General features: G+C 65.6%; 25 protein-coding genes. 16 read left to right on the top strand and 9 right to left on the bottom strand.

The genetic code is table 11. From position 1 onward, the window contains the following. Positions 1-11 precede the first annotated feature (11 nt). From KTJ89_RS09600 to KTJ89_RS09590, 3 genes are all read right to left on the bottom strand, one after another. Complete coding sequence (locus tag KTJ89_RS09600) at positions 12-2,576, bottom strand: ATP-dependent DNA ligase (protein ID WP_259357533.1); 2,565 nt, start codon at positions 2,574-2,576, stop codon at positions 12-14. A gap of 155 nt (positions 2,577-2,731) precedes the next feature. Further along, the gene (locus tag KTJ89_RS09595; RefSeq protein ID WP_259357532.1) at positions 2,732-3,988 is read right to left on the bottom strand and encodes a phospholipase D-like domain-containing protein; all 1,257 of its coding nucleotides are present in this window, start codon (positions 3,986-3,988) and stop codon (positions 2,732-2,734) included. Positions 3,989-4,021: 33 nt separating this feature from the next. Beyond that, a complete protein-coding gene (locus KTJ89_RS09590) occupies positions 4,022-4,165 on the bottom strand; it encodes a GPGG-motif small membrane protein (protein ID WP_162835617.1) in 144 nt (47 codons plus the stop codon). A 234-nt stretch (positions 4,166-4,399) separates the two neighbouring features. On the opposite strand from KTJ89_RS09590, the gene KTJ89_RS09585 reads away from it, so the two are divergent. Then, complete coding sequence (locus KTJ89_RS09585; protein WP_259357531.1) at positions 4,400-5,503, top strand: FUSC family protein; 1,104 nt, start codon at positions 4,400-4,402, stop codon at positions 5,501-5,503. Between the two features lie 45 nt (positions 5,504-5,548). Here the strand turns inward: KTJ89_RS09585 and KTJ89_RS09580 are convergent, their stop codons facing one another. Further along, positions 5,549-5,899 carry a hypothetical protein gene (locus KTJ89_RS09580; RefSeq protein WP_259357530.1) on the bottom strand — a complete coding sequence of 117 codons (351 nt, stop codon included), beginning with the start codon at positions 5,897-5,899 and terminating at the stop codon, positions 5,549-5,551. Positions 5,900-5,971: 72 nt separating this feature from the next. Between KTJ89_RS09580 and ku the strand changes: the two genes are divergently transcribed. The 4 genes from ku (at position 5,972) to KTJ89_RS09560 (ending at position 8,961) form a co-directional block, all read left to right on the top strand. After that, positions 5,972-6,880 (top strand): non-homologous end joining protein Ku, encoded by a 909-nt coding sequence (gene ku / locus KTJ89_RS09575; RefSeq protein ID WP_259357529.1) that lies wholly within the window; start codon positions 5,972-5,974, stop codon positions 6,878-6,880. A gap of 37 nt (positions 6,881-6,917) precedes the next feature. Then, entirely contained in the window at positions 6,918-7,364 is a 447-nt protein-coding gene (locus KTJ89_RS09570) for a ChaB family protein (protein WP_308297804.1), read from the top strand. A 124-nt stretch (positions 7,365-7,488) separates the two neighbouring features. Beyond that, positions 7,489-8,013: a Dps family protein gene (locus KTJ89_RS09565; protein ID WP_259357528.1), complete on the top strand. Its 525-nt coding sequence runs from the start codon at positions 7,489-7,491 to the stop codon at positions 8,011-8,013. Between the two features lie 54 nt (positions 8,014-8,067). Further along, on the top strand, positions 8,068-8,961 hold the full coding sequence (locus KTJ89_RS09560) for an SDR family oxidoreductase (RefSeq protein ID WP_259357527.1): 894 nt from the start codon (positions 8,068-8,070) through the stop codon (positions 8,959-8,961). Positions 8,962-9,026: 65 nt separating this feature from the next. Here the strand turns inward: KTJ89_RS09560 and KTJ89_RS09555 are convergent, their stop codons facing one another. After that, the gene (locus tag KTJ89_RS09555; protein ID WP_259357526.1) at positions 9,027-9,602 is read right to left on the bottom strand and encodes a MarR family winged helix-turn-helix transcriptional regulator; all 576 of its coding nucleotides are present in this window, start codon (positions 9,600-9,602) and stop codon (positions 9,027-9,029) included. 53 nt (positions 9,603-9,655) lie between these two features. Between KTJ89_RS09555 and KTJ89_RS09550 the strand changes: the two genes are divergently transcribed. Genes KTJ89_RS09550 through KTJ89_RS09530 form a run of 5 tightly spaced genes read left to right on the top strand, consistent with a single transcriptional unit; the run spans position 9,656 to position 14,271 of the window. Next, entirely contained in the window at positions 9,656-10,696 is a 1,041-nt protein-coding gene (locus KTJ89_RS09550) for a polyprenyl synthetase family protein (protein WP_259357525.1), read from the top strand. After that, a complete protein-coding gene (locus KTJ89_RS09545) occupies positions 10,693-11,943 on the top strand; it encodes a cytochrome P450 (protein WP_259357524.1) in 1,251 nt (416 codons plus the stop codon). Before KTJ89_RS09550 ends, KTJ89_RS09545 begins: the two co-directional genes overlap by 4 nt. Further along, on the top strand, positions 11,940-12,284 hold the full coding sequence (locus KTJ89_RS09540; protein WP_259357523.1) for a lycopene cyclase domain-containing protein: 345 nt from the start codon (positions 11,940-11,942) through the stop codon (positions 12,282-12,284). Before KTJ89_RS09545 ends, KTJ89_RS09540 begins: the two co-directional genes overlap by 4 nt. Then, entirely contained in the window at positions 12,281-12,625 is a 345-nt protein-coding gene (locus tag KTJ89_RS09535; RefSeq protein WP_259357522.1) for a lycopene cyclase domain-containing protein, read from the top strand. The genes KTJ89_RS09540 and KTJ89_RS09535 overlap by 4 nt, the downstream gene beginning before the upstream one ends. Further along, positions 12,622-14,271 (top strand): FAD-dependent oxidoreductase, encoded by a 1,650-nt coding sequence (locus tag KTJ89_RS09530; protein ID WP_259357521.1) that lies wholly within the window; start codon positions 12,622-12,624, stop codon positions 14,269-14,271. Before KTJ89_RS09535 ends, KTJ89_RS09530 begins: the two co-directional genes overlap by 4 nt. A 21-nt stretch (positions 14,272-14,292) precedes the next feature. Here the strand turns inward: KTJ89_RS09530 and crtI are convergent, their stop codons facing one another. From crtI to KTJ89_RS09515, 3 genes are all read right to left on the bottom strand, one after another. Further along, a complete protein-coding gene (gene crtI / locus KTJ89_RS09525; protein ID WP_259357520.1) occupies positions 14,293-15,939 on the bottom strand; it encodes a phytoene desaturase family protein in 1,647 nt (548 codons plus the stop codon). Beyond that, positions 15,936-16,874 carry a phytoene/squalene synthase family protein gene (locus KTJ89_RS09520; protein WP_259357519.1) on the bottom strand — a complete coding sequence of 313 codons (939 nt, stop codon included), beginning with the start codon at positions 16,872-16,874 and terminating at the stop codon, positions 15,936-15,938. Before KTJ89_RS09520 ends, crtI begins: the two co-directional genes overlap by 4 nt. A 63-nt stretch (positions 16,875-16,937) precedes the next feature. After that, a complete protein-coding gene (locus KTJ89_RS09515; RefSeq protein WP_259357518.1) occupies positions 16,938-17,303 on the bottom strand; it encodes a VOC family protein in 366 nt (121 codons plus the stop codon). 294 nt (positions 17,304-17,597) lie between these two features. Here KTJ89_RS09515 and KTJ89_RS09510 point away from each other — a divergent pair, with 294 nt between their 5' ends. The 3 genes from KTJ89_RS09510 (at position 17,598) to KTJ89_RS09500 (ending at position 20,094) form a co-directional block, all read left to right on the top strand. Beyond that, positions 17,598-18,734, top strand: a complete 1,137-nt coding sequence (locus tag KTJ89_RS09510; RefSeq protein WP_259357517.1) for a hypothetical protein — start codon at positions 17,598-17,600, stop codon at positions 18,732-18,734. A gap of 130 nt (positions 18,735-18,864) precedes the next feature. Beyond that, on the top strand, positions 18,865-19,656 hold the full coding sequence (locus KTJ89_RS09505; RefSeq protein ID WP_259357516.1) for a GAF and ANTAR domain-containing protein: 792 nt from the start codon (positions 18,865-18,867) through the stop codon (positions 19,654-19,656). Between the two features lie 117 nt (positions 19,657-19,773). Further along, on the top strand, positions 19,774-20,094 hold the full coding sequence (locus KTJ89_RS09500) for a hypothetical protein (protein WP_180987704.1): 321 nt from the start codon (positions 19,774-19,776) through the stop codon (positions 20,092-20,094). A gap of 9 nt (positions 20,095-20,103) precedes the next feature. Here the strand turns inward: KTJ89_RS09500 and KTJ89_RS09495 are convergent, their stop codons facing one another. Beyond that, the gene (locus KTJ89_RS09495; protein WP_172170527.1) at positions 20,104-20,517 is read right to left on the bottom strand and encodes a CBS domain-containing protein; all 414 of its coding nucleotides are present in this window, start codon (positions 20,515-20,517) and stop codon (positions 20,104-20,106) included. 345 nt (positions 20,518-20,862) lie between these two features. Between KTJ89_RS09495 and KTJ89_RS09490 the strand changes: the two genes are divergently transcribed. From KTJ89_RS09490 to KTJ89_RS09480, 3 genes are all read left to right on the top strand, one after another. Continuing rightward, positions 20,863-21,957, top strand: coding sequence for an iron-containing redox enzyme family protein (locus KTJ89_RS09490; RefSeq protein ID WP_259357515.1), 1,095 nt, complete (start codon positions 20,863-20,865; stop codon positions 21,955-21,957). Beyond that, positions 21,864-22,214 (top strand): CDGSH iron-sulfur domain-containing protein, encoded by a 351-nt coding sequence (locus tag KTJ89_RS09485; protein WP_310650283.1) that lies wholly within the window; start codon positions 21,864-21,866, stop codon positions 22,212-22,214. Before KTJ89_RS09490 ends, KTJ89_RS09485 begins: the two co-directional genes overlap by 94 nt. A 62-nt stretch (positions 22,215-22,276) precedes the next feature. Then, a complete protein-coding gene (locus tag KTJ89_RS09480; protein ID WP_259357513.1) occupies positions 22,277-23,461 on the top strand; it encodes a zinc-dependent alcohol dehydrogenase in 1,185 nt (394 codons plus the stop codon). Positions 23,462-23,475: the final 14 nt, after the last annotated feature.

Below are 23,475 nucleotides of genomic sequence, written 5' to 3'. Positions count from 1 at the left end.
CCAAAGGAAGCTCAGACCCGCACATCCTCTGAGTCGATGTCGGAGCGCAGACCGCGCCAGACTGGGTGGCGCAGGCGCCCGGCCTCGGTCAGGCCCGAGAACCGAACCTCCCCGACGAGGTCGGGTCGCACCCAGTGGGCATCTCGCGACTCAGCAGCCGGCACCGTGAGCGCCGGCGTCTTCCGAGACCGGCGATCGAGACTGGAGCGCAGACTCCGCAGTGCCGCCTCGTCGAACCCGGTGCCCACGCGGCCGAGGTAGTGGAGCCCGTCGTCGTCATGGGCGGCGACCAGCAGTGAGGCGAAGCTGTCCGAGCGTTCGCCTTCGCCGGTCCGCCAGCCGACGATGATGACGTCGCGCGTCGAGGCGTGCTTGAGCTTGGCCCAGGTGCGGGTGCGTTTTCCGGGGAGATAGACGCTGTCGGTCCTCTTCGCCATCACCCCTTCGAGTCGAAGCTTCCGACTGGACTCGAAGGCGGCATCGACGCTTCCTTCGAAGGCGTCGGGAACATGGATGTGCTCGCTCTCGGCCACGAGTTCGAACAGCCGTTCGCGCCGTTCCGTGTAAGGGGCGCGCAGCAGCGAGGTCCCGTCGGCATGGAGGACGTCGAAGAGCATGAGGTACACGGGGGTGCGTCGCCGCTCCTGTTCGACGTCGCGCTCTCGGGTCAGCCCCATCCTGCGTTGGAGTCTCCCGAAATCCGGTCTGCTGCCCTGCCCGAGTGCGACGATCTCCCCGTCGAGGACGCAGTCGACATCGACACAGTCGGTCAGTTCGCGAAGCTCCGGATAGGTGCTCGTCATGTCACGGCCGTTGCGGCTGCTCAGCTCGATGCTGCCGCTGCGGTCCCCGTCACCCGGCTGCACCCTCGCCAGGGCACGGATGCCGTCCCACTTCATCTCGAAGGCCCAGTCCTCGGCTTCCCTGCGCACGGAATCGATGTCTCCGATGCTCGCGAGCATCGGAGAGAGATCTGCCGGCAGAGCCTCCTTCTTCGAATTCTTCGAGGCTCGTTTGCTCGAGGAACGACCAGTCGGCGTGCCCTTCTTCGAGGAATGGTCCGCCGCCGACTGCTTCTTCGGCTGGTCCTCCATGAGGTGGATCATCCAGTTCTTCTCCGGGTCCTTGTTCGGACCGTGGCCCCCGGTGTTGAACAGGGCGAACCGCCGCACTCCCCCGAGGCCGCCGTCCTCACGCCCGTGGAGGACCGCGATGATCTCTTTGCCCTCCTGCCACTTCTCGATGTCGCAGGTGCCTGCGTCCCAGATCTCCACGTCGCCGGCTCCGTACTCCCCTTTCGGGATCGTGCCTTCGAAGCTGCCGTATTCGAGGGGATGGTCCTCGGTCTGAACCGCCAGGTGGTTCTTCCCCGGGTCCGTCGGCGGCCCCTTCGGCAGCGCCCAGGAGACCAGCACACCGTCGTGTTCGAGTCGGAAGTCCCAGTGGAGGCTCCTCGCATGGTGCTCCTGGATGACGAAGGTCAGTTCGTCCCCGCTCGTTCTCTGTTTCGCTGGCACGGGTTCGCTCGTGCGCTTCGGATCCCGTTTGGACCGGTAGACCTCAAGTCGGTCGCGCACGATCTCCGGGGCCTCTTCCGACCTCGGGTCGGCTTTGGACTCCGAACCGGCTCCGGGCTCCGGCGCCGAGGCGGTTCCTCCGACCGCCTCGGCGAGGGGTTCGAGAAGATCCCCGAGGTCGTCCACGCGGTCGAGGACCTCCTCGAAACGCACCTGCTCGACTGCGGCCGGATCATCGAACTCGTCCCAGCTGCGGGGAGCGGCGACCATGGGGGTGAAGCGTCCGCGCAGCGAATACGGGGCGACCGTGGTCTTGGCCGCTGAGTTCTGCGACCAATCGATGAGCACCTTGTTCTCCCGCAGCGTCTTCTTCATCGCCGAGACGATGAGATCTTTGTGGTCGGCCTCCAGGCTGCGGGCGAGCTCATGGGCGACATCGGAGACCTGCTGCGAGCTCACCGACCCGTCCAGCGGTGCATAGAGATGGACGCCTTTGGAACCGCTGGTCACCGGGTATGCGTCGAGGCCCATGCCCTCGAGCAGTTCACGGACGAGCTGAGCCACTTCGATGCAGTCGGCCAATTCGCGTCCCGGGCCCGGGTCGAGGTCGAAGACCATCCGGTCGGGGTATCTGCTCTCGGAATCGATCGTGCCGGGATCCTTCGCCCCGGCCCTCACCGTCCACTGGGGCACATGGATCTCGAGCGCGGCCATCTGCGTGAGGTACGTCAGCGTCGCGAGATCGTTGACCAACGGGTAGCGTTTGGTGCCGGTGCTGTGTCGGATCGCGCGAGAGCGGATCCATGACGGGGCGGATTCGGGCAGGTTCTTCTCGAAGAACACATCCCCGGGGTCATCGGGAGTGCCGACCCCGTCGACCCAGCGTTTGCGCGTAGCGATCCGGTCCCGAGCATGACGGATGAGATGCGGCGCGATCGTGGCGCAGTAGTCGAGGATCTCACCCTTGGTCGTCTCGGTCTCCGGATAGAGGACCTTGTCCAGATTGCTCAATGTCAGCCGATGGCCCTCGACCGTGACCTTCTGCTCGTGGCGTGCCATTGGGCACCTCCTCTTGTGCACCGTTCGGGCTCATACCCAAGGTCGTCCTTTCACGGTAGTCGGAGACCGCCATGGGCAACAGGGGGTGCGAAACCGTCCCGACCTCCCGCATCTGCGAGCGCCCGATCCTCACCACAGGTGGCCGAGTATCCGCGTCACAGCCAGGGGCGCATCGGCACGAGAGCGCGTTCGGCGAGTTTGGTCAGCCGGTGGCGGTTGAGCCACTCCGAACCGAGTTCGACACAGTGCATGGAGTCACTGTCGAACACCTTCTCCATCTCGGCGGCGAATGCACGGTCGATGACTTCGACATTCGTCTCATAGTTGAAGGTCAACGACAGCCGGTCGATGTTCGCCGTACCCACCGTCGACCATTCGCCGTCGACGGTGGCGACCTTCGAATGGATCATGCTCGCGGTGTAGAGCAGGACCGTGACCTTCGAGTTGATCATCTCCTCGAAGAATCCGCGGGAGAGCCAATCGCCGAGGATGTGGTTGGACTCCTGCGGAACCATGACCCGCACGTCCACGCCGCGCTCCGCCGCCTCGATTAGAGAGCGCAGAAGCTGCTGGTCGGGAATGAAATAGGGTGTCGTCAGCCAGATCCGCTTCCGCGCACGGGCGAAGGCGTTGAGATACATGCTGCGAATGGGATAGACGAGGTGGATCGGGAGATTCGCCGAGACCCGCAGCTTCGATTCCCAAGCCTCTGGTGGAACCCAGGCGATCTGTTCGCCGGTGTCGTGAAATGCGTTCCACACCTCCGCGATGGTCTGTCGCAGGCCCCAGGTCCCGGGACCGACCGATCGCAGATGGGTATCGCGCCAGTGCCGGGCGTAGAGAGAGCCGATGTTGAAGCCGCCGACGAAGGCCACATCGTCATCGATGACGAGGATCTTCGAATGGTTGAAACCAGAGTGGCGCAACGGGCCCCGCCAGAACCTCCGCGCCACCGTCGGCAGGCGCAGCACACGGATCTGCTCGGAGAGCTGATGGTAGAACGAGCTGGGCACCGACAGGTTGGCGAAGCCGTCGTAGATGAGATGGATCTCCACACCGCGGGCCGAGGCGGCGTTGAACGCGTCGATGAATTGCTGCCCTACCTCGTCGTTCTTCCAGATGAACGTCTCCATGAGGATCGACTCGTGTGCTGAGTCGATCGCATCGAGCATGTCCTCGTAGAGGGTGGCACCATCGGTGTAGATGTCGAGTTCTGACTGTTCGACCGTCGAACTGTACGTTCCCGGTCGGGGCGCGGGGCGCGACTTCCGCCCTCGCTTCTGGATGAGGTCGACGGCCATCGAGACGGCGACGGTCGTCGGCACCGCACTGACGAGACCGGCGATCGCCCAGGGCACGATTCGCCGCAGTCGGTCGACCTGGCGGAGCGCAGGATTTCTCAGAGGAGACATCCGCTCACTCTATCCCTTCCGCCGCCGCCCTTCTCAGCCGAAGATGCTCACTCCCCCGGGGCCGACGAGGCAACCGACGACGATGAGTACGACTCCCCAGAGAATCTGCTTCCTGAAGATGGCAAAGATTCCTGAGATGACGAGGATCGCTGCGAGGATCCAGAGAATGACTGCCATGGGTACTCCTTCATTCGGTGCTTGCGAAAGCTGCTTACCGGAAACCGTTCGCTTTCGAATCGCCAATCTAACACCGCTTCGCTGACCTGGCAGGACGACGGCGGTGCCTCAGCAGGTGGAACCGGGAACGACACTCCCGGAAAGCGAATCCGATGGAAGAGCGTGCGAACCACCCCCGTACACTGTTGCCGAAGCTGAACTGTTCTGACCGGACTTCGAGGCGAGGAGCCAGCCATGCCCCACGATCGCTCACAAGAGGGATATCTCCGGCGGCCGGAATTCGTCACCGACCTGCTGCAGATCGCCAAGGGCGTGATCGCCGCCACCGGCGCCTGGTGGGTCTCCGACGCCGTGCTTGACAGTCAGATGCCGTTCCTTGCTCCGTGGACGGCGCTGCTGACGGTCCACGCCACCGTCTACCGGTCGTTCTCTCGAGGGGTGCAGACGACGATCGCGTCGACGATCGGCGTGGGCGTGTCCTTCCTCATCGGCAACTACCTCGGTGTCGGTCTCTGGACTTTCGCTCTGGCGATGTTCGTCGGTCTGGCCGGTGCCCGCCTGCCGTGGATCCGCGACGAAGGAGTGGCGATCGCGACGACGGCGATCTTCGTCCTCGGCTCGGGATTCGATTCCCAGCAGCCTCTGCTCGTCGACCGTCTCCTCGAACTCGCCCTCGGAGTGGCAGTCGGCCTCGCAGTCAACCTCCTCATGGTCCCGCCTCTGCGGGACCGACAGGCGGCCCGCTATATTGACAGCGTCAACCGACAGATGGGCGAAGTGCTCACAGACATGTCGGACCAATTCTCTCGCTCCTGGGACTCGGATGCCGCCCAGGAGTGGTTCGAGCGGACTGAGTCCATGAGCCGAGAGCTCGAATCGGCGTGGCAGACCGTGCGATTCGCCCGCGAGAGCCGACGCATCAATCCCCGCACAGCGATCCGGGCCAGGAGACTGCGACGCCGGGCAGACACAGCCGACTCCGCGGAAAAGGAAAGCTACGAGAACATCCTGTTCAGAGCCGACGAAGGCATCTCCCACCTGCGGAACCTCGCCCGCACTCTCCGTGAGGCCTCCTCATCCGAACGAGAATGGAACACCTGGTTCCGCGATGAGTGGGCGTCGATCGTCGCCGATGCCGGACGATCCATCGCCGATCCCGATGCCGAGGTCGAACCGATCTTCGACCGTCTCCAACAGCTGTCGACCGATATCTCCCAGGATCGGTCGCTTCCGGAGATCACGTGGCCGATCTACGGCTCACTCATCACGAGCCTGCGCCACATCGTCGTCATCGTCGACGATGTCGCCTCGGCGCGCAGCGCACGGGAATCCGACTGACCCCGACTCCCTGGGCACGTACGCGCGGGTCTGAGCCCGAAGAGCTCAGGCCTCTGCCTCGTCGTCGGTGTCGCGGCGTTCGCGGCGTTCGCTTTCGCGCTTGCTGTACGTTGCTCGCCGAATCTCATCGTCGCTGTCGAAGTTGGAGCCGAGTGCTCCGGCCAATGTGCCCAGACAAGCCGCCAACCACGCAAGCCTCGGGTAGTTGAAGAAGCTCACGGGATGCATGAGTTCGGAACCGAGCTGACCGTCATCGACGACGACTAGACCCAGTGCGAACAAGAAGGCGAACAGGACCAGGAACATCAGGGCCACGCTGGTGCCCACGGCCGCCGCCGCGGCGATGGAGGTGGTCAGCGCGGGCAGCATCCGCCCGGGCCGGTTGCTGCGCACCATTCCCGTCAGCAGCCGCAGCCGGTCGGCCTGAGGGGGCTAGCCAGTGCTCGAAAGCTGCGTTTCAATGGGGGCATGAGAGCTATCTGGACCGGATCCATCGCCTTCGGCCTCGTGAATGTGCCCGTGAAGCTGTACTCGGCCACGGAGAACCACGACGTGCGAATGCACCAGGTCCACAAGAAGGACGGAGGGCGGATCCGCAATCAGCATCGCTGCGAGGAATGCGGGAAGACCGTCGAGTACGACGACATCGATAAGGCTTTCGACGACGGCGAGCACCGCGTGGTCCTCACAAGTGAGGACTTCGAGGCTCTTCCGGCAGAGGACAACGACGATATCGACGTCCTGCAATTCGTGCCCAGCGACGAGATCGACCCCATCATGCTCGAGAAGGCCTATTTCCTCGAGCCGACGTCGAAGACGCCGAAGGCCTACCTCCTTTTGCGTAAGACGCTCGAGGACACCGAGCGGACCGCGATCGTCAAGCTCACTCTGCGCACCCGGACGCGTCTGGCCGTGCTGCGGGTGTGCGGAAAGGTCCTCATGATCCAGACCCTGCGCTGGGCCGATGAGATCCGCGACGTCGACTTCAAGGGCGTGAACTCGAAGGCGAAGATCTCGGACAAGGAGCTCGAGATGTCGGAGAAACTCGTCGAGTCGTACTCCGAGGACTTCACCCCCGAGGAGTTCAGCGACGACTACCAGGTCGAGTTGCGCAAACTCATCGACGCGAAGATCGAATCCGGCGAGAGCCTCGATGTCGAGAAGACCTTCGACGAGGAAGACTCCGAGGAGGACACCGGAGGCGATGTCATCGACCTCATGGAGGCGCTGCGGAAGTCCGTGGACAGTTCCCGCTCGTCGAAGAAGGGGACGTCGGGCAAGAAGTCGGATGCGAAGAAGACCTCGTCGAAGAAGTCGGGCGCGAAATCGAAGAAGTCGACGGCGAGGAAATCGGCCCCGAAGAAACGCACCGGATGAAGTACAACCTCAGTCAACCTTGCAGAAACCTCTGGCCATGAACGACACGATAGGAGAAGTTCACACCATGCCGAAGACGACGAAGACAGGAAAGCCGAAGGAGAGCGAGCTGCCCTCGACGTTGGAGAAGTCGAGCAAGAAGGCGCAGCGGACCTTCGCCAAGGCCTACGACTCGGCCATCGACCAATACGGAGACGAGAAGCGCGCTCACCAGGTCGCCTACGACGCGCTCAAACACAGCTATGAGAAGGTCGGCGACAAGTGGGAGGCGAAGGACTCCTCCGGCCCGTCGGACGCTCAGAGCTCCGGTGGCAAGAACACCGACCGCAAGACCGCCGGCGGAGTCGACGCGAACTCCTCGAAGGAGCACCTCTACGAGCAGGCGAAGAAGCTGAAGATCTCGGGACGTTCGTCGATGACGAAGAAGGAACTCGTCGACGCGCTCGAGAAGGAGAGCAAGCGCAAGACGAAGCAGAACTCCTGACACCGACCCGAAGCGGCGAAAACGAAGCGGCATGGAGAGATCTTCCGGCAGCCGAACGCCGGGACTAGCGTGAGGATCTCCGTCCCGCTGTCCCAACAGACGCACAATCAGAGATCGGAGCACCATGACAGACACAGTCACCGTTCCCGAACCGCACGGGTCCGAAGCCACCCAGAGGGAGAACGCCGAGAGGGGATTCGTCGCACCCGAGTCGCTGACGAAGAACCTGCAGAACGTCCTCGTCGACTTCATCGCTCTCAGCCTGGTCGCCAAACAGGCGCACTGGAACATCGTGGGCACGAACTTCCGAGATCTCCATCTCAACCTCGACGAGGTGACGACAGTGGCCCGCAACGGCAGCGACGCCCTCGCCGAAAGGATGAGGGCGCTGCACGGTTCGCCCGACGGACGCCCCGCGGTCATCGCCGCGCAGACCGATCTGGCGACGTTCCCAGCCGGAGAGATCACCACTCACGATGCGATCGACCACGTCGTGGACGCGATCGAGACGACGGTCCGCAGCATGCGCAGCTGCCACGACGAGGTCGACTCCGCCGATCCGACGACCGCCGATCTATTCCACGAGTACATCGCCCAGCTCGAGCAGCAGGCCTGGTTCATCAGCGCAGAGACGCGCACACCGAACTGAGCCGACCACTCACTCACAATCGAGCGACCACCTACAATCCAGGAGGAGAAGACGATGAGCGACCAACTGACCTTCCAGGACCCCGTCCGACGATTCCCCGACATCTCACCGCCGAAGCAGGATCAGCCCGAACCGGGCCTCGACGCAGAACTCATCCCCGGCACGGATCGCGGTGAGGACAGCTACACCGGCACAGGCAGGCTCCGCGGTCGCAGGGCGCTGATCACCGGCTCGGACTCCGGCATCGGATCCGCCGTCGCGATCGCCTTCGCCCGTGAGGGCGCCGATGTTGCTCTGTCCTATCTGCCCGCCGAGGAGGAGGATGCCCAGCACGTCTGCGAAGTCATCCGCCAGGCCGGTCGCAAGGCCGTGCCTCTCCCGGGAGACCTGTCCGATCCCGAGTACTGCCGCGAAGTGGTCCGCCGGGCGGCAGAGGAACTGGGCGCGCTCGATGCGGTGGTCAACAATGCCGGCCGACAGATCGCCGTCGAAGACATCGCCGACCTCACGGACGAGCAGTGGGAGGACACGTTCCGGACGAACATCCACGCGATGTTCCGGGTCTCCCAGGCCGCGCTCGAGCATCTCGAGCCTGGGTCGACGATCGTCAACAGCACCTCCGTGCAGGCGTATTCGCCGTCCGCCCACCTCATCGACTATGCGTCGACGAAAGCGGCGATCAACAACTTCACGAAGGGACTGGCCACTCAGCTGGCTCCGAAGGGCATCCGAGTGAATTCCGTGGCACCGGGGCCGATCTGGACCCCGCTGCAGGTCTCCGACGGCCAGCCGAAGGAGGCGCTGCCGCATTTCGGCAAGAACACTCCGCTGGGACGGGCAGGGCAGCCGACAGAGCTCGCACCTGCGTACGTCTTCCTCACCTCGTCGGAGTCGAGCTACGTGATCGGTGAGACCCTCAACGTCAACGGCGGCCAGCCCACCCCGTGAGCAACCGCTCCAGGGACGATCGTCGAAGCGGTGGGACCGGAGGCGAGAGGAGCGCCGTCTTGGTCCTAGGTCCTGTCCTGACCCGGTCCGGTGATCGCGTCATCAGCCAGCACGCCCTGCGGACGGTCGGCTTCGGTCATGGCAGAGAGGAACCGCAGCACGGTCTCGCGTTCCCGGCTGTTCAGGGCCGCGATCACGTCGAAGCGACGGGCATGCTGGCGGCCCACCGACTCGTGCGCTGCCTGCGCGGTCTCCTCTGTCACCTCGATGCTGGTGGTGCGCCTGTCGTGGGGGTGGGGAACCCGGATCAGGTGCCCACCGGCGACGAGGCGATCGACGAGTTTCGTCGTCGAGGCGCTGGAGATCCCGACGGCAGCAGCGATGTCCCTGGGAGTGACGATGACCCCCTGGCGCTGCGCGCGGATGAGCAGGCGGATGGTGCGCATATCACTGTCGTTGAGCTGCATATACAGCCGCGACGCCTCGGCGAGGTCGCGTTCGGCCTCGTGCCACTGCCGCAGGGCCTCCATCAGCGCGGTGCACTCCGCGATCTCGGATTCGGACAGGGCCGAGCGATCGGAGAACTCCGATTCATTCGAGAAGTAGGTCAGCCCAGCTGCCTTCGAGTCTGCGGACGGCACGCTGACAGCATACCGCTGACGTGTTAGATTGAACTCTCGCCTGGCTAAAGAAATTGGAGAGCGTCCTGACCGTCGAATCCCGCCTCGTCGAAGTCCTCGCCGCTGCTCGGCGACGCTCTCGAGTCCGAACTCAGCAGTACGAACAGCTCTGGGAAGCGCTGTCGAGGATGGCGTTGGGCGGAAAGATGATCAGGCCCCGCCTGCTCATCGATGCCCATGAGGGCCTGGGAGGCACGGCAGCCCAGGCCGCGACGGACGCCGCCGGCGCGATGCAGCTGCTGCACATCGGCCTGATCATCCACGATGATGTCATCGACAACGACACCGTCCGGCGAGGAGAGATGAACATCACCGGTCAGTTCTCCTCCGAGGCCATGCTCCTCGGCGCCACGAGCGCCGCAGCGCAGACGTGGGGGATCTCCTCGTCCCTGCTCGCCGGTGACCTCATGCTCAACGAGGCCCAGTCCCTCCTGGCGCGCCTCGACCTCGAGGCGCCGCGCAGACTCGCGATCCTCGACATCTACGATGAGACGATCGCCGAGAGCGTCGCTGGAGAACAGTCCGACGTGTGGCTGAGCCTCCACCTCGACGAGGCCGACTCCGGTGACGTGCTCACGATGATCGGACGCAAGACCGCCGCCTACTCATTCGAAGCCCCGCTGTCCATCGCCGCGGTCCTCGCCGGAAGCGACGACATCCTGGTCGAGCGGCTGCGCGCCATCGGCCGCCGCATCGGCATCGTCTACCAGCTCAGGGACGATGTCCTCGGCGTCTTCGGCGATGAGCAGGAGACCGGCAAGTCCGTTCTCAGCGACCTCCGCGAAGGCAAGGAGACTCTGCTCATCAACACGGCCCGAGCCCACCCTGCCTGGACCGAGGTCGCCCATCTCTTCGGTGCTCGTGGACTCGATGCCGAGGGTGGCCTCCGGCTGCGGCAGGTCATCGAGGAGTCCGGGGCGAGGGCGTACGTCGAATCGATGATCGCCGAGCACTGCGAGACCATCGACGGGCTCATCGCCGAGGCGGAGCTGCCGCAGGCGCTTGCGGGCAGACTCGCGGACCTCACCTCCGCCTGCAGTCTGAGGTGCGCATGAGCGGGGCCGATCGGCACCGTCCGAGCCGACGAGCGGTGCCCGGCGACGAGCCGGCCGGTCCCCCGGTCGAGCAGGTGCCCCTCGAACACGGTCCCGACCTCTGGCGCATCCGCTCCTTCGACGCCGCCCGCCAGGTGCTGCGGGCTCGACACCTCACGACTCAGGCCGGATTCACCGCGGAGCGGATCCCTCGCGGCGTCTTCCGCCGCCACCCGATCCTCATCTCCGACGGGCAGTCCCATGACTCGCAGCGCCGAGAGCTCGCCCGATTCTTCGCCCCCGCTGTGATCGCCGACAGGTACGGCGAGCGCATCGATGCTCTCGCGCAGGACATGGTCGGCCGGATTGCCGAGACCGGCCGGTGCCGCCTCGACGAGGTGGCTCTGCACTTCTCCGTGGCCGTGACCTCCGAAGTCGTGGGACTGACCGAATCCTCCATCACGGGCATGTCGCGGCGGCTCGAGGGATTCTTCACCCAGCCGCCGGTCGACCTCGCCGCCCCCGGTTGGGGGCGGACCCGGAAGCAGTGGCTGCAGGCTGCGGTCAACGGTCTTGTCCCGATCGCTCGGTTCTTCTTCGCCGACGTCCGTCCGGCGCTTCGGGCTCGGCGCCGCAGGCAGCGCGATGACGTCCTGTCCCATCTCATCGCGGCCGGACACAGCACGCCGGACATCCTCGTCGAGTGCGTCACCTACGGCACGGCCGGGATGGTCACCACCCGCGAATTCATCACCATGGCGTGCTGGCATCTGCTCTCAGACGGCGAGCTCGGGGCGGAGTACCTCGCGGCCGACCGGTCGCGGCGACTGGAGATCCTCGAGGAGATCATCCGCCTCGAGCCGGTCGTCGGCCACCTCTACCGACGCGCGCAGGCCGACATCGAGGTCACAGCGCCGGATCGCACCGTGACGATCCCTGCCGGGGACCTCATCGACGTCTGCGTCCGCGCGACGAACACCGATCAAGAGGCGATGGGGTCCCAGCCGCATTCTCTGTGCTCGGTTCGGCACCCTGCCGAAGCCGTCCCGGCGGTCGGCATGAGCTTCAGCGACGGTGCGCACAAGTGTCCGGGGCAGTCGCTGGCGCTGTTCGAGACCGATGCGCTCGTCCATCGCCTACTCGACCGCGGCCCGCGACTGGTCGCCGAGCCGGAGATCGGCTGGGACAGCGTCATCTCGGGCTACCGGCTGCGCGGGCTCCGACTGGCCTTCGACGAGGGCTCCGGCCCGGAGAGGAGACTGTCGTGAGCGCCTTCGAGTATCTGCTCCTCATGGGTGCCTGCGTACTCATCACCCTGCCCCTGGAGCTGTTCTTCCGGGCTCGGGTGTACCGCCGGTGGAGAACCGTGCTGTGGGCGCTCGTGCCCGTCATCGTCGTCTTCTGCCTCTGGGACGTCGTGGCCATCGCCCGCGACCATTGGGTGTACAACCCGCGATTCGTCACCGGCATCCACCTCGGCAACCTGCCGTTCGAGGAGCTCGTGTTCTTCCTCGTCATCCCCCTGTGCGCCCTGCTCAGCTATGAGGCGGTCGGCACGGTGCTCACGGCGGTGCGCAAGCGCCGTTCCGAAGGAGGCGGCGAACGATGAGCGTGCCCGAGTACTCGATCATGACCGTCGTCGGGATGATCCTCGTCGTCGGCCTCGAGCTGTTCGTCTTCCGATCTGGCATCTTCCGCCGGGCGAAGTACTGGGCGGCGCTGGGCATCTGCATGGTCTTCCAGTGCTTCGTCGACGGCTGGCTGACGAAGCTTTCGGATCCCATCGTCATCTACAATCCGCAGGGTCTGAGCGGCATCCGGTTCCCGTGGGACATCCCGATCGAGGACTTCGGCTTCGGCTTCGCCATGATCACCGCCGTCCTCATGCTCTGGCAGTGGCGCCTCAACCGACAGACGGCTTCAGTGTCCGCCACGGAGGAGAGCAGATGAACCGCCGCGCCTCCCAACCGCGCCCACGCGACCGCCACGCGATCCTCACCCCCTCCCACCCGGGGCGTCCGCGTCTGCTGCGGCCCAAGCGGGTGACCGTCGTCGGCGGCGGCATCGCCGGACTGGCCGCGGCCGCAGTCCTCGCCGAGCACGGCGTCAGTGTGCACCTGGTCGAGGCCGAATCCAGCCTGGGCGGACGGGTCCGGGCCTGGGGCCTCGACGGGGACCGGTCGATGAGCCGCGGATTCCATGCCTTCTTCCGCCAGTACTACAATCTCCGCAGCCTGCTCGCACGCGCCGATCCCGGCCTCGACCGTCTGGTCCCGGTCACGGACTATCCGCTCGTGGGTCGGGACGGTCTGCGCGACTCCTTCGCCCGGATTCCGCGGACTCCCCCGCTCAGTCTCGCGGGATTCGTGCTCACCAGCCCGTCCTTCCCGTTGCGTGGTCTGGCCGACGTCGACCTGACGACGGCGTTCGAACTCATCGATGTCGACTTCCCGGACTCCTATCGCCGCTACGACGGAGAGTCGGCCGAGCAGTTCCTCGACCGGCTGCGGTTCCCGGTCGGGGCGCGGCATCTCGCGCTCGAGGTCTTCGCCCGCTCGTTCTTCGCCCACCCTGCGGACTTCTCCGCCGGGGAGCTCGTCGCGATGTTCCACACGTACTTCACAGGCTCCGCCGAAGGGCTGCTTTTCGACGTCCCCGACGACGACTACGACACCGCACTGTGGTCGCCCCTGAGCGAATACCTCGCCGAGGCGGGGGTGCGGATCGAGACCGACACCGCGGTCACCGCGATCCGCCGTCCGGACAGTGCGGGCAGGTGGCGCGTCGAGACGACGAGCGGGACGCTCGAGAGCGATGCGCTCGTGCTCGCCGCCGATCCGCGGAGCACTCGGACGCTGCTGGCCGGACTTGAGGACTCGGTCGACACCGACGCGCTCGGACACGCGACGGCCGCCGGCTCACCCGCCGCGGGCACGGGAACTCGCGAGCGGTGGCTGAGCAGCGTCACCTCGCAGCGGAACGCGCCGCCGTTCGCGGTGCTCAGACTGTGGCTGGAAGACGAAGTGGATCCGAGCCGCCCGGCCTTCCTCGGCACGACCGGCTATGCGCTGCTCGACAACATCTCGGTCCTCGAACGCTTCGAGGCCGGGGCCGATAGATGGCGGCACACGCACGGCGGCTCCGTCGTCGAACTCCACGCCTATGCGCTCGGCACCGCGCATCGGGGCAGCGCGCGAGGGATGCTCGAGTCCGAAGACGTCGACCGGGAAGCCGTGACGCGCCAACTGCTGGCCGACCTCCACGAGGTCTATCCCGAGACGGCCGACATCCCCATCACCGCCCAGGAGCTGCTCATCGCCGATGACTGCGCACTGGCCGACACGCGGCCGCACGACGACCGTCCCGGGGTCGCCACCGAGTTTCCCGGGCTGGTGCTGGCCGGGGATTCGATCCGCTGCGAGGCACCAGTGGCGCTCATGGAACGGGCGGCGACGACGGGGTTCATGGCCGCGAACGAACTGCTCGCCGGTTGGCGGGTGGAGGGTACCGAGATCTGGTCACCGCCTCGGCGCGGTCTGCTCCGTCGGGGTCTCCTCGGTGCACTGCGCAGGCGTGGAGCAGGCACCGGGCGCTGACCGTCGGTCTCGACCGCCCACTCACTGTGCAGGGATCGGCAGCGGTCCCGGGCTGGAGTCTCCGCGGAGGCGTTTGAGGACGAGTTCGGCGCTGATGAGACACATCGGCACGCCGATCCCGGGCGCCGTCGTGGCACCAGCATAGAACAGCCCGTCGACTGCCTTCGAGGAGTTCTGCCGTCGGAACATCGCGCTCTGGCGCAAGGTGTGCGCGGGCCCGAGCATCCCGCCGAGCCAGGAGTTGAAGTCCTCGGCGAAGTCCGTCGGTCCCAGCGTCCTGCGCACTCTGATGCGCCGGCGCAGGTCGGGGATGTCGGCCCATCGGGCGATCTGGTCGATCGCACGATCGGCGGCCGCCTCGATCCGCGGATCTCCTGCCCCGTCGTCACCCCCGGCCCCGATTCCCGCATCGGCGGGGACGGGGATGAGAAGGAAGAGATTCTCGTGCCCGGGCGGAGCGACGGTGGGATCGGTGGCGCTGGGACGGCAGGCATAGACCGAGGCCGGTGAGGGGATCTTCTGCGTGGACCCGAAGATCGCGTCGAAGTTCGCCTCCCAGTCCTCGGTGAAGAACAGCGAATGATGCGCCAACTCCTCGAGTTCGCCCTCGATTCCGAGGAAGACGAGCACCGCCCCGGGCCCACTTGTCACCGACGACCAGGAGCGTTCAGGGAAGCTCTGATCCTCGGGGTCGAGCAGCCGCGTCTCCGTGTGGTGGAGATCGGCGGCGGAGACGATGACGTCGGCAGGGTGCATGTGCGCGCGTCCGGCACCATCGGTCCAGCTCAAACCGGTGACCCGGCGCCCGGTTCGGCCGCGGCCGGGTGCTGCCTCGGTGTCGATGTGCGTGACATCGGCTCCTGTGTGCAGGCGCACCCCGGAGCGTTCGGCCAGCCGGACGAGGGCGTCGATGATCGTATGGAAACCGCCCATGGGGTAACTGACACCTTGGTCGAGGTCGAGGGTGCTCATGAGGTGGTAGATCGCCGGTGCCCGGCGCGGATCGGTACCGAGGAAGATCGCGGGGTATTGGAGGATCTGGCGCAGCACCGGATCGTGGAACGAGGCGTCCGCGAAGTCGGTCAGGGAGGTCCCCAACTGCCGGACCAGTGTCGGCAGCGCGCCGAGGATGTCCCGATCGAGCAGGGAGCGCGGCGAGGTGAAGGGGTTGTAGAGGAAGTGGGCGAGCGCGAGCTCCTTCGTGCGCGCCGCCGAGACGAGGTAGTCGTCGAGGGCATCTCCCGTGCCGCGCTCGACGCTTTCGAAGGTCGCCCGCACCCGGGACCTGCCCTGCGGGATCGTCAGTTCTCGCGTGCGTCCCGGGGCTCCCGTGCTCTCATCGACCGGTCCCGGTGGGCTGAATACGGTGTAGCCGGGATCGAGCATGCGCAGGTCGAGTTCGGCCTCGGCGGAGGTGCCGGCGAGAGCGAAGTAGTGTTCGAAGACCTCAGGCATGAGATACCAGGAGGGGCCCGTGTCGAAGCGGAAGCCCTCACGCTCGAACACGCCGATGCGCCCGCCGAGTTCGGAGTTCTTCTCGAACAGGTCGACCGAGTGCCCTTCGCGGGCGAGGAGGATCGCCGTGGCCAGCCCGGCGACTCCCCCGCCGATGATCCCGGTCCGCAGACCACTCCCGGCGGGAGCGCCGGGACCGGGCCGCCGGCTCATGATCGCCCCTCGCGGGCTGCGGTCATGAGAGCGTGCGCGGTCAGCCGAGCCTTGACGGCATTCGGGACCCGCACTCGCTGCCGGTAGAGGCCCGCGACCGGGGTCGCGGCGATCCTGTCGGTCAGCGCGGTGAAGAGGGCGCAGGCGCAGCGAACCGCGGTGCGCGCGTCCTTCGGCAGTTCCGTGATGGCGACCTGGGCGGCGGCGAGCTGCTGTCGGATCGTGTCCACCCACTCGGCCTTTTCGGCCTCGGTGAGTCGGTGCCCCGGGGTGAGGTAGCTGCGGCCGAGGCGCTGATCGTCGTCGGCCAGGTCGCGCAGGAAGTTGACGTTCTGGAACGCTGCCCCCAGCTGCCGTGCCCCGTGCTCGAGCCGTGCGACCTCGGCGGGGGTGCGGTCGAGATCGATGAGGAAGACCTTGAGGCACATGAGCCCGACGACCTCAGCGGACCCGTAGACGTACTCATCGTGGGCCTGAGAGTCGAAGCCGCGGACCGGAGACGTACCGCCCTCGACCTCGGGCCCGGATGGGCCACCGGGATCTGCGGGATCGAGGTCGGCGTCCATGGAGGCGAAGAAGGGATCGATGAGCTCGGCGCCGATGCCTGCTGCCCGAGCGGTCCTTGCGAAAGCGTGGACGACGAGATTGTCGCTGATGCCGCTGCTCAGCGCCGCACGGGTGGCCGAAGCGAAACCGCCCAGCATCTCCCGCTGCTCGGCCGCCGCAAGCCCCGCTTCGGAGGCCAGACCGTCGACGATCTCATCGGCGATGCGGACCAGGGCATAGATGTTGCGGATATGGTGCCGGTTCCTGACGCCGAGCAGCCTGACGGCCAGCCCGAAGGAGGTCGAATAGCTCGCGATCACTGCCCTGGCCGCGTCCTCGGCGGTGCGCGTGTAGAGCTCATCGGTCGGAGTGGAGCTTCGCAGCGTCATATTCGTTAGCTTAGCTAAATATCTGCCAAGTAAGCGAATCTTCGCTCGGGCGGCGTCGCGGTGTCACTCGAGGACGAGGCAGAAGGGACGCCCGATCGGGTCGGCGTAGACACGGAAGGTCGGGTGCTCGTCCGAATCGTCGAGGAGCCTGCCGCCGGCGTCGAACACCGCGGGTTCGGCGTCCTCATATGAGGAGACGAGGATGTCGATATGGACCTGCAGCGGAACGGAGTTGTCCGGCCAGGTCGGGGCCACATAGTCCTCTGCCCTTTGGAAGGAGAGGATCTCCCGGCCCGAGGGCTCGTAGAGGTTGACCCAGTCGGCGTCCTCGTCCGGAGATACGCTGCCGCCGAGCAGCCTGCGGTAGAACCGGGCCGTATCGATCGGCACGGGGCAGTCCATAGCGGTGGTGTTGAGGCGTCCGATCATCGTGATCCTTCCTTCCTCACCGAAGTGCAGGGGAATGCTGTGGACGTGAGCGCGGTCTCCATGGGACCACGTTATGCTCCCGGCCTTGACAGCGACAAGACCCGTCGGTGCCCAATGCAAACCCCCGCTTTGCCGTTGCGAGGACCGAGGTTGAGGATTCCTGAGGTCGCTCGGGTCGCCTAGACGAAACCCGCGGATCTGTAAAGACCCTTCCACAGAAACTTCGCGCTCAATAGCGTCTCTGGCACAACGGGAGTCCCGGTGGCTCCCCGATCCGATTCGGAGGATGACATCATGACTTCACCCATCCAACTGGCCCGCACCTATGCTCGCTCCTATGAGGCGTCGTCGCGCAAGGGCAAGGGCACGATCCTCGACACGCTCACGGAGGCGACCGGGTGGACTCGCGATCACGCGCGCCACCAACTGCGCAGCCAGTTCCACCAGATCAGAGCCGGGGTCTCCCTCGACGCTGTCGTCGACCGCCGTCGCCTCAAGCCGAAGAAGTTCTCCTCTCGTGCCCAGCGGGCTCTCGAACTCGTGTGGAAGTCCTCCGGCCGCCCCTGCGGCAAGTACCTCGAGGCGGCGATGGCCGACTGCCTCGACTCCCTGGAGAGGCACGGTCACCTCCGTGAGGGACGGCACGGCTATTCGCCCTCGGTGCGAAGGGAACTCCTCGACATCTCCGCGGCGACGATCGATCGGTACCTGCGCGGCGCCAAGGCCGGCGACCACGACGATTCGTGGCTGACCGGCACCGGGGCGGGGATGCGCGCTTCGCTCCCGCGGCAGCGCATGCGCTCTCTCCTCGAGCCCGAACCCGGCTACTTCCTCGTCGAACTGCTGACGATCACGACACCGACCGGCGAGGACTGCGTCACAGTGACATTCACCGACGTCGAGATCGGGTGGGTGCACACGACGACCTTCGCCCCCGGCACGCAAGTGGTCGACATGCTCGCGCAGATGGTGCGCGCGGTGCCCTTCATCGTCACCGGGCTCCTGCTGCCGCCTGCGGTTCCCGACAGCGCGATCGAGACCTGGGCGGAGGACAACCTCATCGAATTCCACTGCATGAGCGATCTCCGACAGGGGCCACGCGTACCCGATCGGACGTTCAGCGGCCTCAACCTCCCGCTCGGCACGCCGCACGACATGGATGCCGCAATCGCGAGAGTCAACCAGCTGTGGTCGGCCCTGGCCGACCGCCTCAACTACTTCATGCCAGTGAAGAACCCAGTGGGCTGGCGTCTCACTCCTGCCGGCGAGCGTCGACGCGAATACGATCGACCGGACACACCGGTCTCCCGACTCATCGCATCCGGCATCCTCTGTCCCGAACAGACTCGGGAACTGATTGAGAGGAGTCGGGGACTCGACATCGCCGGACTCACCGCACGCGTCGAGGAGCTGAAGTCGACTCTGCGGTGAAGGGACACTTCGCCGCCAGGTCCGGCGGTAGGCGACGAAAAACGGCCGTCGGCGGCCATTGACGAAGATCCCGACATGGACGAATACTGAAGACAGCGATCCCAGGGTCGACACCTGAGACACGATTGGAGTGGCATCTCTGATGGACGAGACCTCGGCAGAACCGACCGACGACAACGTCGGAATACCCAGCGATGCGGCTGCGGACACCGCGCCGATCGATCCCGAGTCCGAACGGCATCAGCTGACAGCGCAGATCGGCGAGTGGGCACGCTCGCTCGTCCTCGAACCCGATGACCTCGTCCTCAAGGTGATGGTGGATGAAGCGCTGCGAATCATTCCCGGGGCCGATTACGCGTCGCTCTCAATCGTCAGCCGCGATGACCTTATCCGGTCCCGAGCTCCCTCGGACTTGGTCCCCGAGCGACTGGACGCCCTGCAGTCGGAGCTGCACGAAGGACCGTGCTTCGACTCCATCCGCGAGCATCGCATCGTCCGGGTCCCGGACCTCACCGATCCCACCCCCTGGCCCCGGTTCGCCTCCAGCGCGGTCGCGGAGGGAGTGAGGAGCATGCTCGCCTTCCAGCTCTTCGTCGAGGTCGACAGCCTCGGCGCCCTCAATCTCTATTCGAAGACTCCCCGCGCTTTCGACCAGGAATCGGAGGACATCGGAAGCGGAGTGGCCGCTCATGCCTCTCTGGCTCTGGCCAACGCGCAGAAGCAGGGACAGCTCTATGAGGCAGTGGCCTCGCGGGATCTCATCGGTCAGGCGAAGGGGATCCTCATGGAACGGCACAAGATCAGTGAGCACGAGGCGTTCCTGCTGCTCACGAAGGTGAGCTCGAAGACGAACACGAAGCTCCGTGATGTCGCCGAGGAGTTCGTCAGCACCGGTGCGCTGCCGGGCACGGTCACCGACTGATCCGGCACGTCCGACTTCTCACTCACTTCGTCCTGCCACTTGTTGTCCGGTGCTCCGGTGAGCTAACCTGAAAGCCGGTCAAGCAGATGGCCTCCTTCCTTTCTCAAGGGGACCACTGTGTACACATTGCTCAACAACAGCGAAGCGTCCAAGTTCGATCTCTACCTTCCTGGACATCTCGTCGCCTCGCTTCACTACACGATCACACCGGGCGAGATCATGTTCGTCTACTGCGAGGCCATTGAGCCACTCGATTCGGACCGGCATTGCCGCGAGCTTCTGCGCCTGGCTCTCGAAGACTCCCTGAATCGACGGATCCCCATCACCATCTCGTGCCCGATCGCGCGCAAGCACATCGACAGCGACCCGGTCATCGGTGCCCAGATGCAGGCTCTGCCAAAGAGCGTGGGCCGCAAGCACGAGCGCACACTCGACTAACCACCGGTCTCACTCGGACATCTTCTCCAGCAGATCACCGACACGGTTGTCCCACTCGCTGCGAGCGACATCGGCCTGAGCGAGCATTCCCACGAGTTCGTGGCCGTCGATGACGGGGAGGCGGCGGACCTGGTGATCCTTCATCGTCTGCAGAGCCTCCCCCACATTGTCGTCGGCACCGATGGTCACCGGCTTGCCCTGGGCCAGTTCTCCGGCCGTTGCCGTCCTCGGATCGCCGCCCTCGGCGACGCATTTCACAACGATGTCGCGGTCGGTGATCATGCCTTTGAGTCGGTTGTCCTCACCACAAATCGGCAGGGACCCGAAGCCGTCCTCGCGCATGTACTGTGCGGCCTTCTCGAGCGTCTCGTTCTCTCCGACGCACTTCGCGCCCGGAGTCATCAGTTCGCGTGCCGTGGTCATTGTCATCGTCTCCTCTTAGATTGGTGCCGATCAATGTGTCCCCGTGGACGCGGCGGCCCGAAGCTCGCCTCGTCGTCCACGGGACACTCATCATGCTGACTGCTCCCGATGAGTGTCCAGGGGCCTGATGCCCAGGACGGGTGCCTCAGACAACGTTGCCGTACGCGGACACAGAGACGGTCGTCACGCCGTCCCAAGCGACCGTCCTCGGGCCGCGTTCCGTGCCTGGCCCGCCTGCCGACGGCTCAGCGGCGATGAAGTATGAGTCTCGTGCGGACGCTGACATCGGCAGCGCACTTTGCCACGCTGTCTACTCAGGGACGGCCGACGATGAGGAGTCAGCGGATGACACAGACTGGTGCGATCGATGAGCAGGACGGCCGAGTTCTGAGTCCCCCGACGGGCAGCGGACTCACGCCCAGTCCGAGAGGCGAGGTCAGCTCCCTTCTGCTCACCGTGCTCACTGCCGAAGGCGACGTGTCGGCCGAGGCGCTGCTCGAACTCGACGCCGCGACCCGACGCGGCCTGACGGCGAGTGAGGATCTGCTCCGAGACGAGGATCTCCAGCTGTTACTCCACCTCCTCTACCTCCTCCACAGCGGGCCCGCCGACTTCGTGCGCGGTGAATGGGAATGGAACCCTCTGCTGATCGGAGTCCGAGGACGGATCGAAAAGAGCTTCGAGACGGCGCTGCGGGCGCTCGCACCGTCCCCGGAACCCCTTCCGAACACCGGTGCCGAACTCGCACAGACGCTGTTCTCGATGACCAGCGAGGTGGCGCAGCCGGAGCTGGCCACATGGGCGGCGAAGCACGCGTCCGTCGATCAGCTGCGGGAATTCCTCATCCACAAGTCCATCTACACCCTGCGAGAGGCCGATCCCCATTCCTGGGCGATACCTCGACTGCGCGGACGGGCGAAGGCAGCCCTAGTCGAGATCCAGGCTGACGAATACGGCGGCGGCAGACCCGATCGCCTCCACGCCGAGATCTTCGCCCAGGCGCTGCGCGGATTCGGTCTGGACGACCGACCCGATCACTACCTCGATGATGTGCCTGCGGTCACTCTCGCCTCGGTGAACGCGATGAACCTCTTCGGTCTCAACCGGCGCCTGCGAGGTGCCGCGATCGGTCATCTCGCGGCGTTCGAGATGACCTCGTCCATCCCCAACGGGCTCTACTCTCGTGCCTTCTCCAGGAACGGCTTCGGTCGGGACGTCACGTGGTACTTCGACGAACACGTCGAAGCCGACGCCGTTCACGAACAGATCGCCGCACATGACCTCGCGGGAGGGGCAGCCGACGACGAACCGGGACTCATCCCCGACATCCTCTTCGGTGCCGCAGCGTGCCTCCGCCTCGACGACATCACCGGTTCCCGGATGCTCGCGGCCTGGTCCACAGGAGCCAGCTCGCTGCGAGCGGGCGTGAGGTCGCTGTGAACACGACTCCGACCACCACCATCACTCCGTGCCCGGACGGGCCGTTGCTGATCCGAGGCGACTTCGCGGTCCTCACAGCACCGGGACGGGAGGAGACGGCAACCGAACGTCGGGTCGTCGCCCTCTGCCGGTGTGGGAAGACCGGAATCCCACCGCTGTGCGACGGCTCCCATCGGGCCGTCGGCTTCCGTGCTCCCGCACCACCGCCGACAGAAGACCAACCGACAGACCCCGAGGAGCCACCGGATAACGGCTGACCCGCGGGCGAGCAACCGCTCCGACGGGCGAACACACTGTCGATCGAGAAGGAGAGAAGACAATGCGTGCAGTCACGTGGCAAGGCAAGAGAGACGTCTCTGTGGAGACGGTCGATGATCCGATCCGTCACAAGTCGAACGACGCGATCATCGAAGTCACCTCCACCGCCATCTGCGGCTCCGACCTTCACCTCTACGAAGTGCTGGGTCCATTCATGGACCGCGGGGACATCATCGGGCACGAGACGATGGGCAAGGTGGTCGAAGCCGGACCCGAATCCGGCCTTGCGGTCGAGGACCGTGTGGTCGTGCCGTTCCCCATCTCCTGCGGCCGCTGCTGGATGTGCGGGCAAGGGCTGTTCACCCAATGCGAGACCACACAGGTGAGGCAGTACGGGTCCGGGGCGCAGCTGTTCGGCTACTCCCGACTCTACGGATCCGTCCCTGGCGGGCAGGCAGAATACCTCCGTGTCCCCTACGCCGATGTCGGCCCGATCAAGGTCGGGACCGATCTGCCCGATCACCGCTACCTCTTCCTCAGCGACATCCTCCCCACCGCCTGGCAGGCAGTGAAATACGCCGGGATCGGGGAAGGGGACTCGCTGGCAGTCTACGGATTGGGGCCGGTGGGGCAGTTCGCAGCGCGCATCGGCAACTACCTCGGTGCGAGGGTCTTCGCCCTCGACCCCGTTCCCGAACGCCGTGAGATGGCCGCTCGCCATGGGATCGAGGTCTTCGACTTCGACGAGGACGCACATTCGGCCATCCGTGAGGCCACCTCCGGCCGAGGACCGGACGCCGTCGTCGACGCCGTCGGGATGGAAGCCCACGGCTCACCGCTGGCTTCGGCAGCGCAGCAGGCGACTGGTCTGCTGCCCTCGCCCGCCGCACGGAAGCTCATGGAGACCGGAGGAATCGACAGGACAGCCGTCCTCCACGCGGCGATCGACCTGGTTCGCCGAGGTGGCACCCTCTCCCTCAGCGGTGTCTACGGTGGGGCGATCTCACCCATGCCGCTGCTCACTCTCTTCGACAAGCAGATCCAGCTGCGGATGGGACAGTGCAACGTCCGCAGCTGGACCGACGACCTCCTGCCGTTGGTCGAAAGCTCCGAGGATCCGCTGGGCGTCGATGACCTCGTCACCCACCGGCTTCCCCTCGAATCGGCTCCCGAAGCCTATGAGATGTTCCAGCAGAAGACCGACGGCTGCATCAAGGTCGTCCTCGACCCGAACGCGGATCTGTGAACCGCCCACCGCTT

The organism is Brevibacterium sediminis (genome assembly GCF_024895295.1).
Taxonomy (GTDB): Bacteria; Actinomycetota; Actinomycetes; order Actinomycetales; family Brevibacteriaceae; genus Brevibacterium; species Brevibacterium sediminis.
The sequence above is the reverse complement of the archived record's forward strand: the minus strand, read 5'-3'. Positions and strand labels throughout refer to the sequence as shown.